Annotated in this window: 11 protein-coding genes and 1 pseudogene; 7 read left to right on the top strand and 5 right to left on the bottom strand. The window is 42.3% G+C overall.

The window, feature by feature from the left end; translation table 11 throughout:
- A partial coding sequence (locus tag A3762_RS06690; protein ID WP_068754620.1) for an extracellular solute-binding protein occupies positions 1–1,415 on the top strand: 1,415 nt, incomplete at its 5' end.
- Positions 1,416–1,446: 31 nt separating this feature from the next.
- On the opposite strand, the gene A3762_RS06685 is transcribed toward A3762_RS06690, so the two are convergent.
- Positions 1,447–1,938: a VOC family protein gene (locus tag A3762_RS06685; protein ID WP_068754618.1), complete on the bottom strand. Its 492-nt coding sequence runs from the start codon at positions 1,936–1,938 to the stop codon at positions 1,447–1,449.
- A 124-nt stretch (positions 1,939–2,062) separates the two neighbouring features.
- Here A3762_RS06685 and A3762_RS06680 point away from each other — a divergent pair, with 124 nt between their 5' ends.
- The 4 genes from A3762_RS06680 to A3762_RS28770 all read left to right on the top strand — a co-directional run bounded on the left by A3762_RS06680 (position 2,063) and on the right by A3762_RS28770 (position 5,769).
- Entirely contained in the window at positions 2,063–2,950 is an 888-nt protein-coding gene (locus A3762_RS06680) for a LysR family transcriptional regulator (protein ID WP_068754616.1), read from the top strand.
- Between the two features lie 776 nt (positions 2,951–3,726).
- Positions 3,727–4,104 (top strand): hypothetical protein, encoded by a 378-nt coding sequence (locus A3762_RS06675; RefSeq protein WP_068754614.1) that lies wholly within the window; start codon positions 3,727–3,729, stop codon positions 4,102–4,104.
- A gap of 491 nt (positions 4,105–4,595) precedes the next feature.
- The gene (locus tag A3762_RS06665; protein WP_156493301.1) at positions 4,596–5,012 is read left to right on the top strand and encodes a hypothetical protein; all 417 of its coding nucleotides are present in this window, start codon (positions 4,596–4,598) and stop codon (positions 5,010–5,012) included.
- A 229-nt stretch (positions 5,013–5,241) separates the two neighbouring features.
- On the top strand, positions 5,242–5,769 hold the full coding sequence (locus tag A3762_RS28770; protein WP_068754611.1) for a DUF3592 domain-containing protein: 528 nt from the start codon (positions 5,242–5,244) through the stop codon (positions 5,767–5,769).
- A gap of 163 nt (positions 5,770–5,932) precedes the next feature.
- Here A3762_RS28770 and A3762_RS06655 read toward each other — a convergent pair whose 3' ends face one another.
- The gene (locus tag A3762_RS06655) at positions 5,933–6,391 is read right to left on the bottom strand and encodes a GNAT family N-acetyltransferase (RefSeq protein WP_197469093.1); all 459 of its coding nucleotides are present in this window, start codon (positions 6,389–6,391) and stop codon (positions 5,933–5,935) included.
- A 208-nt stretch (positions 6,392–6,599) separates the two neighbouring features.
- Here A3762_RS06655 and A3762_RS06650 point away from each other — a divergent pair, with 208 nt between their 5' ends.
- The gene (locus A3762_RS06650; RefSeq protein ID WP_068754610.1) at positions 6,600–7,415 is read left to right on the top strand and encodes a lysophospholipid acyltransferase family protein; all 816 of its coding nucleotides are present in this window, start codon (positions 6,600–6,602) and stop codon (positions 7,413–7,415) included.
- Positions 7,416–8,387 carry an SDR family oxidoreductase gene (locus tag A3762_RS06645; protein WP_068754609.1) on the top strand — a complete coding sequence of 324 codons (972 nt, stop codon included), beginning with the start codon at positions 7,416–7,418 and terminating at the stop codon, positions 8,385–8,387.
- Between the two features lie 44 nt (positions 8,388–8,431).
- Here A3762_RS06645 and A3762_RS06640 read toward each other — a convergent pair whose 3' ends face one another.
- From A3762_RS06640 to A3762_RS27295, 3 genes and pseudogenes are all read right to left on the bottom strand, one after another.
- Complete coding sequence (locus A3762_RS06640; protein ID WP_068754607.1) at positions 8,432–9,067, bottom strand: hypothetical protein; 636 nt, start codon at positions 9,065–9,067, stop codon at positions 8,432–8,434.
- An 81-nt stretch (positions 9,068–9,148) separates the two neighbouring features.
- Positions 9,149–10,192 carry a GMP reductase gene (locus A3762_RS06635; protein WP_068481247.1) on the bottom strand — a complete coding sequence of 348 codons (1,044 nt, stop codon included), beginning with the start codon at positions 10,190–10,192 and terminating at the stop codon, positions 9,149–9,151.
- A gap of 180 nt (positions 10,193–10,372) precedes the next feature.
- Positions 10,373–10,698, bottom strand: a pseudogene (locus A3762_RS27295) (inorganic phosphate transporter); the annotation flags it as partial.

Genomic DNA, 10,698 nt, shown 5'->3' with positions numbered 1-10,698 from the left:
AAGCGCGTTTTCATGATGGGCACCCTATCGATGCTGAAGACGTGGTTTATTCTTTCTACACACTCATTGAGAAAGGCCACCCACGCTACCAACAAAGCTTATTAGATGTAGATAGCGTGGCAGCGATCGACACCGACACCGTACGTTTCACTTTAAAAAGCGGCGCAGCCAAACAAGCAATTTTCAGAACAGGCGAGCTCCCTGTATTGCCAAAGCACTTTTGGGAAAGCAAAGATTTTGAGACCTCATCAGAAGTTACTCCCCTGCTGAGCGGCCCTTATAAAATAGGAAAGGTCGATATCGGATCAAGCATTACCTTAGAGCGCGTACCAGACTTTTGGGGTAAGGACTTAAACGTTTACCAAGGCCGGTTTAACTTCGATCAAGTGCGCTTTGATTTTTACCGTGATCAATCCATCGCATTCGAAGCATTTAAGTCAGACGAGTTTGATATCTTCTATGACTACACAGCAAAAAACTGGGCACAGGGGTATGACTTCCCTGCTCTCAATAGCGGCAAAGTCATCAAAGAAGCCATCCCGCACTCTATTCCTTCAGGAACACAAGGCTTCTTTTTTAACACGCGTCGTGATTTATTCTCTGATAGACGCGTGCGCCTAGCGCTTTCACACCTGTTTGATTTCGAATGGACCAACGCAGCCCTTTTCCATAATGCCTACACGCGCAATCTGAGCTACTTCCCGAACTCTCGATATGCAAGTTCAGGACTTCCTTCTGAAGCAGAACTTGCCTTACTTGAGCCATTTAAAACCCAACTTCCAGCGAGCGTATTTAATAAGGAATTTGGCTTCGAGCAAAGCAAAGGCGACGGCAATATACGCAAGAAGATGCGTGCAGCAATGGATCTACTGAAAGAAGCAGGCTGGAAATTAGATGGTAAGCAACTGATTCATACCGAAACAGGTAAGCCCTTCGAATTTGAATTCATTTATCGTCAAGCAGGACTAAAACGTATCATTCTGCCCTTCATTAAGAACCTCGAGCGTGTTGGCATTAAAGCTAACCCACGCCTAGTTGAAAGCGCGCAGTACAAAGCCAGACTCGATAATTTCGATTTCGACATGATGACCTTTGTGCTTAGCCAAGGTAATGCACCAAGCTACGAACAACGCGACTACTACCATAGCGATCTGGTCGATGTAGAAGGCAGCTTTAACTACGCAGGCATTAATAACCCAGCAATCGACGCGCTAATCGCTCAACTTCTCCAAGTAACTTCCGAACGAGAAGTTATTACCATCATGCATGCTCTAGATCGCGTATTGCTCAATGAGCATTACATCGTGCCTAACTGGCATATTGGAGTACACCGCGTTGCATATTGGGACCGATTTGAGCGTTTACCCGAACCACTCCCCTACAAATTAGGCGTTGAAAATTGGTGGGCAAAATAAGGGGTAGAACATTGTCTACCCCTCCTTTGTTTTACTCGTAGTCTGAAGCATAAGTATCTTCATAAGAGTGTGAATAGAACTCGAACAAGTTACCGAAGGGATCTTCCAAGTAAACCATCTGCGCTTGTTTTAGCTCGTCTTCAGGGTGGTAACGCATAATATCCATACGCACCTTTCCACCGTATTCTTCTACGCGTTTAATCGCTGTATCAAACTGCTCTTTTGGCAGCTGAAGGCAGAAGTGAAAAATGCCAAGACGAGAGAAATCCACGTTATGACGCTCCTCGCGATCAACCATCTCAAACAACTCAACACCAATACCATCATTTGTAACAAGATGAGCAATATTGAAGCCTTTAAATCCTTCCCCAAATACCGCAATACACATACGACCAATCGCAGACTCTCGCTCTTCGATGACCTTCGTATTGTTCATAACCACTCTAAGACCTAGCGCTCTGGTGTAAAACTCAACCGCTTGATCCATATCGCCAACCATAATCCCAACATGATTCATTTTCATCACTGAATCCTAACTCTCTCTGACCCGTTTAATGTAGTTAATAAGAGAATGATAGAAAGAATGATTGATTAGATAAAATTATCAATTATTATCAGATTAATAATATAAATTTATTTACTTAAATATGCTGAATCCGACCTGGCTAAAAACCTTTATAACGCTCGTTGATACGGGGCACTTTACACAAACCGCCGAAAAACTGTTTATGACACAACCCGGCGTAAGCCAGCACGTCAATAAACTAGAAGAAGCTTGCGGTCATGATTTAATCAAACGAAACAACAAGTCATTCGCAATAACGGAACAGGGTCGATTAGTCTATCGCTTCGCGAAACAACGCATGAGCGATGAAAGGTCTCTCTTTGAGCAATTGAACTTTGATGACCCCGACTCAGGCAAATGCTCCTTGGCTTGTTCAGGTTCACTGGCTTTGCTTCTATATCCACAGCTCTTAACGCTTCAACAGCAACAGCCGAATATTCATCTAAATCTCACAGCGGCTCCAAACCACCTAATATTGAGCGACATTAAGAACGAGCATGTCGATCAGGGAATCGTGACAGACATCCCTAACGAAAGTTTTTTTGAATTCGAAAAGCTAGGCCAAGAGGAGCTGTGCTTGGTACTCCCCAAAAAAACAAACATCAAGCAAAGCTGGAAGCAACTGCTCTTAGACTCCGGACTAATATCTCACCCAGATGCAGAACATTATTTGTCGCTGTATTTTCGAAAATGTGAAGAGCCAGAACTAAAGCAATTGGACATCGCTAAAATCCCCGTCGTCGGATCAATCAACCAAATCAGCCAAATCCTAGAACCCTTAACTCGCGGTATTGGCTTCACAGTGCTGCCTAAAAGCGCCATCGACAGTTTTCATAGCCCAGAATTACTGCAAGTTTTAAAGCCGAAACAAGCCGTGAAGGAAAACCTATATTTGATTAGAAAGAAAAATAGAGAGTTACCTAAAAGATATGATGCGCTGAATGCAATCATAAAGAATATGTGGGGTTAGCGTTTAGGTGTTGAGGTTTTCTGATCGCACTCTATGCAATTTGTTGAGCCAACATCAGTCACTAAAATTTTTCTGAGATAGCACTGGGCTAATTCTTCTTTTCCTGTCGGTGGCGACCGACAGCGCCTTGATACCTTTGTTTCGCCAAAGGTCTTAAGATGGCACATGCCAGCCTCTTTTGCTTCGCAATTCACCTTCATCTGAAGGCGACCCGGATCGCTTACGCGCTCGACGGGATTGTCCCTTCGTTCGACTTTTGAGAATGAGGTAATACGCAGTGTTTACTATCAAGTCACTTCCGCGCAGGCAGCACAAAAGCGCTTTAGTGCGTTGAACGACCAACGGTCGACCCGAAGGGTAAGCGAAGCACATCATCTATTGTTTAAAGTGCAATGCACGGAGTTAGACATTAGCCGACCTTGGCACTGATCTGTACCCAATACCCGCTTCAAGAGAAAAGCCGACGAAGTTATTGAATCGTCGAATAACGGAGATTTTGTGACAGTTTTATGAAAGGGTCCGCTTTTTCCTACTCATGCACATCTTCGCTGCATCCTTAAAACGTTGATTTAACTAGAAAAGCTCGGATATGCGCGTAAGCCAAAAAAGAAAAATACGAACAAATGTTCCGCATTTTCCAATGACGGGTATCGCATCAAGTATCGTAAATAACTGATATGATTGCGGAAACTGAAATAAATAAAATCACAGATAAAGTGTTTAGCGGACCGGAGGGTTCGTTAAACACACTGTTATGTTTTTAAGGGAATAATCGAATGAGTGAATGTGAACACCCTCTAAACTCATTTCAAAATGCAGTAGTGTCAAAGACAGTTAAAATTACTTGTCCTTCTTGCAATCAATCACTGTATCGCGAGCACCATTTAGCGGGCGCATTCTTTGGTCAAATACTTCCAATTTGGTTAATCGCTTTGGGGTGTATGCTGTTTATTTCGTTCGCTCATTTTTTAGCAGCAACTATTTTCGTCGTCACGGCAGTTGTTGGTTCTTATATCTGGGACACAAAGCGCAATTCCCTAAAGGTTTATTCTGCAAAGCAAAGGGCTGCCGATAAGTCTAAAGACAAAAAAACGTTATTGTATATATGTGGCTTTTTTGCAGTATCTGTAGTCATATATTTAACCGACAAATAAACATAACAAGGCGCTCAAGCAAGGACGCATGCTAATCGCATACGCCGCTTAGCTTGGCGTTAGCTGTCATAAAAATTATGCTTCAACTCTTCAGAACTAAACGAAACGCGCAATTCTCACTAGCTGTTGTGTTGCTAATGTGGGCGTATTTTATAATTTCCTCTGGCGCGGCTCCTGATCCACGATACGATGACGGAGTACTGAATTTAAACGAAATGTATTGGTATGAGATCATTCTGTTTGTACCAGGGTTCGTTCTAAATTTTGCGTTTATTTTTTCTGCATGGTTCCATGCGTGGAAGCATGAACAAAAAAAACTCTTAGCGGGAACTTTTCTTATTTGGCCGCTAAGTTTTTATTACGTTTTCAAGTATGTGGTTGAGGATAGCAATGGCAGCTAACAAGTTTAGCCTGCATCTCCCAAAGAAACCTTGGGCTGGACTCGCTATCGCTCGCCGCAGCTAAAGGCGTTATATGCAAAAAGGATTAGCGTGAATTTAAAATCAGTCTTAATAGCTACCTTCGTTTCATTAGGTATTTATTTCATATTTAAAACTATCTCATTGTCGTTTATGCCGGCCTATGAGTTGTTTTCCACTGATCTAGATGCAGCATCTACGGCGCTTTCGTTGGTCAAACTATTTAAGTATTTGGGTGTCTTTTTGGCATGTTATATCGCAATAGGTCTGGCTAATCGTGCTAATGCAGTTCATTGGCAGTATGCTGTTTATTCAATTTTTATTGCATTACCTATTGTTGCCTTGGCGGTGTTCCCAGATATTGAGCGCACAACGTTCCCAGATTTAAACGACGTAATTAATGATGTTCCTAGGCTTATTTATTATTGCTTAGCAGCATTCGTCGGTTTGTTTTTGGGTATTAGGTTTAACCAATTAAAAAGCATATAACCAGGCGCTCAAGCAAGGACGCGCATAAATGCGCGCCGCTTAGCTTGGCGTTATGCGTACTAAGAATGAGAAGCAGACCTTAGCTGTGGATTGATAAAACATACTTTTCACATAATTTCAGGGTTCTCCTATTAAAGAAAACTGTTGGGGCAATTAAGGTTTTTAAGCATTGCTATATAAAATGCTCTAATGTCGAGTTTAAAAAACAAGGATTTGCACGCGTTTTTTTATGACCATAACAAAAACAAATTTGCTTGATCGATATCATACGTTGAAATTCAATGCTCTTCTGTTTTTCAGGTATATCAAGTGGCCGCTCGTCTCTTTTATAGCACTCTTAATTGCATTTGAGGTTATGGGCAGGTGTGTAAGTATTGCTTATCAATATGCATCAGCAGATATAGATTCAGAAACAATCGGCAAGATAGTTAGCTCTGGGTCATACTCTGGAGGCTCAGCAGGGGGTACGAAACGGCACAATATTTTGTACGAATATAAAGTGGATGGGGTTACCTATACATCAAGAATTATTGATTATGAGTACACGACTATCGATGCGTCTTCCAAGATAAAGCAATACTACGTCGGTAGAAATGTAAGAGTGCTGTACGATTCATCCAGACCTGCGTTGTCAGTTTTAGAAATCACGCCCTTAAGCGCGAGTGTAATTATTAGGTTACTGATAGCCTTGTTAGTTCCATTTATTGTGGTGATTTGGCAGATTGATTGGAAAGCAAGAGCAAAAAGAAAAAGGTGATAGATCTTTTTAGTCTACAAATATTCTATTTTCTCTTTTTGCATAGCAGCCGATAAATTTCCTTACAGAAAAATGTCTGCTTCTTTGTAAGAGCACGCCTTAACTGCCCACTCTAAACACAACCCTTGAACGACTCCCTTCTGTCTAAAATCACCCTCTACTGCTACTCCATCGAAGACGCTCTAAACATATCGATATGTGGTATGCCATCTTCATCGTACTCATCCGACACATTTTCATATCCCAATGAGCGATAGAATTTATTGAGATAAAGTTGAGCTCCGATTCGGTTTCCTTGACCCGGGTATAAACGCTCACTTTCTGCGATAGAGCGTTGCATGAGCTCGACGCCACAACCATCTTTTCTATGACTTTGCGCGACCACAACACGGCCAACCGAAGGCTCTTTATATTTCAAACTTGGAGGAACAAGGCGTGTACATGCCACGACGTCACCGCCCTGCTCTTTTGCAAAAACATGCACCGAGGATTGGTCAAGATCATCAATATCAGGGTAGATACAATCTTGCTCGATTATGAATACGTCTTGTCTAAGTCTTAGAATGCCCAAAAGCTCTTCAACACTTAATTCGGCAAACTGTTTTACATACCACTGTAACACTGTATTGATACCTTTTGACAATAGAACAGGAAAAGAAAAAGTTTATAAGCATTAGGTTATGGAATAATATCTGCTTACGAAACAATTAAAACAAATAGCGCCAATATTTTAACGATAATCATAAGCGGCGTAGAATTTAATAAGTATGTAACGTGGCTCTGGTTAATTAAAATCAAATCCGTGTGCTCAGTATCTCGACAAGAACAATATGAATTTAAAGTCGTTCCTTAAAAAGCAACTGGTTTCTCAAGAACTGGATGAAAAGCTAGATCGCATTGAAAAGCCTGTTGGCTCCTTGGGCTATGATCCATGGGGGTTTAACACCGATACGAACAAAATCGTATTCTCATTGTTTAGCAACATTTACGACAAATATTTTCGTGTTGAAACAAGTGGTCTTGAACACATACCTAATGATGGCCCTGTTTTAATTATCGCCAACCATAGCGGACAGCTCCCTATTGATGGCACCTTAATTGGTTATGCCGTTGCGAATCGCGATCATGCACCGCGCTATCCTCGTGCAATGATTGAGCGCTTCTTTCCCACTGTGCCCTATATTGGAAACATTCTTAATCAATTGGGCGCAGTACTGGGTGACCCTACAAACTGCGCAAAAATGCTCGAAAATGGCGAAGCCGTTATTGTGTTCCCAGAGGGTATTCGTGGCTCAGGAAAGATGTACAAAGACCGATACCAACTGCAGCGTTTTGGCAATGGTTTTGTGCGTCTAGCGATGGAACATAACACGCCGATCGTACCAGTGGGTGTCGTGGGGTGTGAAGAAACGATCCCTGCCATCGCAAATATAAAGCCATTAGCGAAACTTCTGGGTGTGCCATATGTACCGGTTGCCCTGCCCTTTATCTTTCCTGCAAAGGTTCACCTTAATTTTGGTAAGCCAATTTATTTTGAAAACGAAGAGCTCACCGAAGATCAGGTGATCCGACGCGTTGAAAAAGTGAAAAAATCTATCGGGCAGCTCATCGCGAAAGGCCTAGAACAGAGAAAAAGTATTTTTTAAATGAGTAAAACAACAACTAAATCTCAAGCGAGTAAGCGCAACAAACCGATTGTTCTTGTTACCGGTGCAGCGGGGGCTTTGGCTCAACAGGTGATTCAACGATTGCGAAAATCCTGTCAGATCATCGCCGTCGACTTTAGAAAAGAAACCTTTCATAGCGATAATATTCCTAGCTATAAGCTGGACTATAACAAGCGCGTCTTTGAAGATTTATTTAAAACCTACAAGTTCGACTACGTCATCCACCTTGGCCGTATCCAAAGTAGCGAACTCACTATGCAGCGTCGCTATAACGCCAACGTACTAGGCACACAAAAACTCATGGATTTGAGTCATAAATACGGTGTTCGACATGTGCTTATTTTATCGACGTTTCATGTTTATGGTGCTGACGCATACAACCCAGCACTAATCGATGAGTCTGCACCACTCAAAGCAGCAGAGTTAACGCAGGATTTGGTAGATTCAGTCGAGCTTGAAAACCTCGCCAATATTTACCTTTGGAAATATCCTGATTTAAACATCACGATTCTCCGTCCTTGTAATATCGTCGGGCCTGGCGTCAATAACTCTATTAGTCGACTGCTTTCTAGTAAACGTCCGCCTAGCTTACTCGGTTTCTCTCCTGTCATGCAGTTTATTCACATTGAAGATATGGCCGATGCGATTGAGCTTGCGCACAAAAAACATAAGCGAGGCGTCTATAACGTAGCACCGAGAGATTGGGTGGCATTTCAGGATGCACTTGCTTTGTCGGGCTGCCAATCTATCCCTGTACCGTCAATCCCGCCAATGCTGCCACGATTAATTTCTCGCGTACTGAATTTAAAGTCGTTTCCGTCTTATTTGATTAACTACTTCCGTTATCCTGTGGTCATCGATGGAAGCGCGTTTGAAAAGGAGTTTAGCTTTACGCCAAAACGGCCTTTGAAAGAGATATTCAGAACGTATAAAGATATGAAAGAGAAATAAGTATATTTGATGAGGAGTAACACGGATTACTCCTCATCTGTATATTAGATTTTAAAGTTCACGCCAGCATATACCGTAACTGGATCATCTTCTGGCTCAAGCGTGGTATTTGGGCCCAAGCCAATAATATCAATCGACTGCCAAGCGCGCGTTCCAAGGTCCACACCAAATACCAATTCAGTGTCTTGATTAAATTTGTACTCTCCCCCAATACCTGCATCAATGCCGAAGAAGTAAAGCGTATCATCATCAAAATTAATAAACGGCGTATCATCGATTTCTACACTACCGTAAGAGAAACCAAGACGTACAAATGGTTTTATCTCACCTTCACCAAAAGACTTCGCTAGAGAGAAACCAAGTCCTGTAGTGACATTATCAAAGGCTTCAAAGTCTTCAACAAAAAAACTTCCCTGATAGCGCCAGCCCGAAGATTTTTTAGTACCTAGCTTAAGTCGAACACCGACAATATCACCCTCTTCGGTTTGGTCATAAATAGACCCTGAGCGAGAAGGCTCATACGACAAATCAGAACTACCCACATAAATGTCCGAGCCAATATAGGTCCATGAGTTATCAACCGCTGTCGCACTTGTGTTAGTAGACTCTTCAGCAAGGCTAATGCTAGAAGCACACATTAGCGCGCAAATCGGCAAGCAATGCTTTATTTTTAGATTCATATTCTTACACCGTTAATAACACACCAAAAACAAAAAAAGCCCCTTAACAGGAGCTTTTTCAATGCAATACTACAGAACGCTTTACTCTTTTCCGTAAACGTTATTCTCTTGTTCTTGCACACGAATAAAAGTTGTACGCTTCGAAAGCTCTTTCAAGCTATCTGCGCCAACATAGGTACATGTTGAACGAACACCACCAAGAATATCTTGAACTGTGTTATCGACCGGCCCTTTAAATGGCATTTCAACAGTTTTACCTTCTGACGCACGGTAGTTTGCAACGCCGCCAGAGTGCTTGTTCATTGCAGTTGATGATGACATACCGTAGAACAGCTTATACATCTTGCCATCGCGCTCGACTAGCTCACCACCAGACTCTTCGTGACCCGCAAGCATACCGCCAAGCATGACGAAATCAGAACCTGCACCAAATGCTTTTGATACATCGCCCGCACAAGTACAACCACCATCAGAGATCACGTGACCACCAAGGCCATGCGCCGCATCAGCACATTCAATTGCTGCAGACAACTGCGGGTAACCCACACCAGTTTTCACACGTGTTGTACAAACAGAACCAGGACCGATACCGACTTTAACAACGTCCGCACCAGATAGAATTAACTCTTCTGCCATCTCACCCGTTACAACGTTACCCGCAATGATAATCATACTTGGGAAATCAGCTCGCGCACGGCGCAAGAAATCAACAAAGTGCTGGGAGTAACCGTTCGCAACGTCAATACAAATGAAACGTAGCTTAGGGTTCGCTAAAACAATGGCCTTTACTTTATCGAAGTCAGCATCAGACGTACCTGAAGACACCATGATGTGATCGTAGATTGAATCTTCTTGCTTACCAAGCCACTCAGTCCACTCTTCAACGGTGTAATGCTTGTGCATTGCCGTTAACATTTTATAGCTGGCTAATCTTTCAGCCATTTCGAATGTGCCAACGGTGTCCATATTCGCAGCGATAACTGGAACGCCTGTCCATGTCTGACCGCTGTTTTTAAACTTGTACGTTCGTTCAAGACTTACTTGTGAACGGCTTTTTAAGGTTGAACGTTTTGGGCGAAATAAAACGTCTTTAAAACCAAGTTTGATGTCATTCTCAATACGCATTATGAAACTAGACTCACTATTAAATACTGGATTTCCACGGCTAAGCGTAGCAGTGCTCGCGGATTATAGAGAGGTAAATCACAAATTGGGAGAGTAATTTACCTATTTTACACTGCTTAAAATTTAGTCAATTTGACCGTAAACGCAAGAACCCTATATATATCAACCACTTGGTCAACTTTAGACAACAATCCATGGTCTAATCAAGAAGAAAATAGATGCTGCAAGTGCTGCAGAACATGGCACAGTCACGATCCAAGCCGTCACAATTTTCTTAATTGCTGAACGTTTTACGAGCTGCTCTTTGTATACACTCTTCAAACGCTTACGGTCTTTTTTGTTGATACCAAGCTTTTCCTTCTTCGCTTTTGCTTCTTTAATCAAGTCTTCCATTTCTTTTAGATCTGCATTCTGGAAGTCTTCCAAAAACTTCTCTAAACGCTGGCGTTCTTTTCCTTCATGCTGCTCAGCAATCTTGTGCAATTTCACAGCAGAGTTGAAGCGCA

This window comes from Oleiphilus sp. HI0125 (assembly GCF_001635355.1).
Note: the sequence above shows the minus strand (reverse complement) of the source record. Positions and strands in the feature narration are given on the sequence as shown.

Bases quoted from the DNA above. Each gene is read 5' to 3' on its own strand.
- A3762_RS28770 (WP_068754611.1), top strand. From the start codon at position 5,242: ATGACCATAACAAAAACAAATTTGCTTGATCGATATCATACGTTGAAA.
- A3762_RS06645 (WP_068754609.1), top strand. From the start codon at position 7,416: ATGAGTAAAACAACAACTAAATCTCAAGCGAGTAAGCGCAACAAACCG.
- A3762_RS06650 (WP_068754610.1), top strand. From the start codon at position 6,600: ATGAATTTAAAGTCGTTCCTTAAAAAGCAACTGGTTTCTCAAGAACTG.
- A3762_RS06635 (WP_068481247.1), bottom strand. From the start codon at position 10,192: ATGCGTATTGAGAATGACATCAAACTTGGTTTTAAAGACGTTTTATTT.
- A3762_RS06640 (WP_068754607.1), bottom strand. From the start codon at position 9,067: ATGAATCTAAAAATAAAGCATTGCTTGCCGATTTGCGCGCTAATGTGT.
- A3762_RS06680 (WP_068754616.1), top strand. From the start codon at position 2,063: ATGCTGAATCCGACCTGGCTAAAAACCTTTATAACGCTCGTTGATACG.
- A3762_RS06675 (WP_068754614.1), top strand. From the start codon at position 3,727: ATGAGTGAATGTGAACACCCTCTAAACTCATTTCAAAATGCAGTAGTG.
- A3762_RS06685 (WP_068754618.1), bottom strand. From the start codon at position 1,938: ATGAAAATGAATCATGTTGGGATTATGGTTGGCGATATGGATCAAGCG.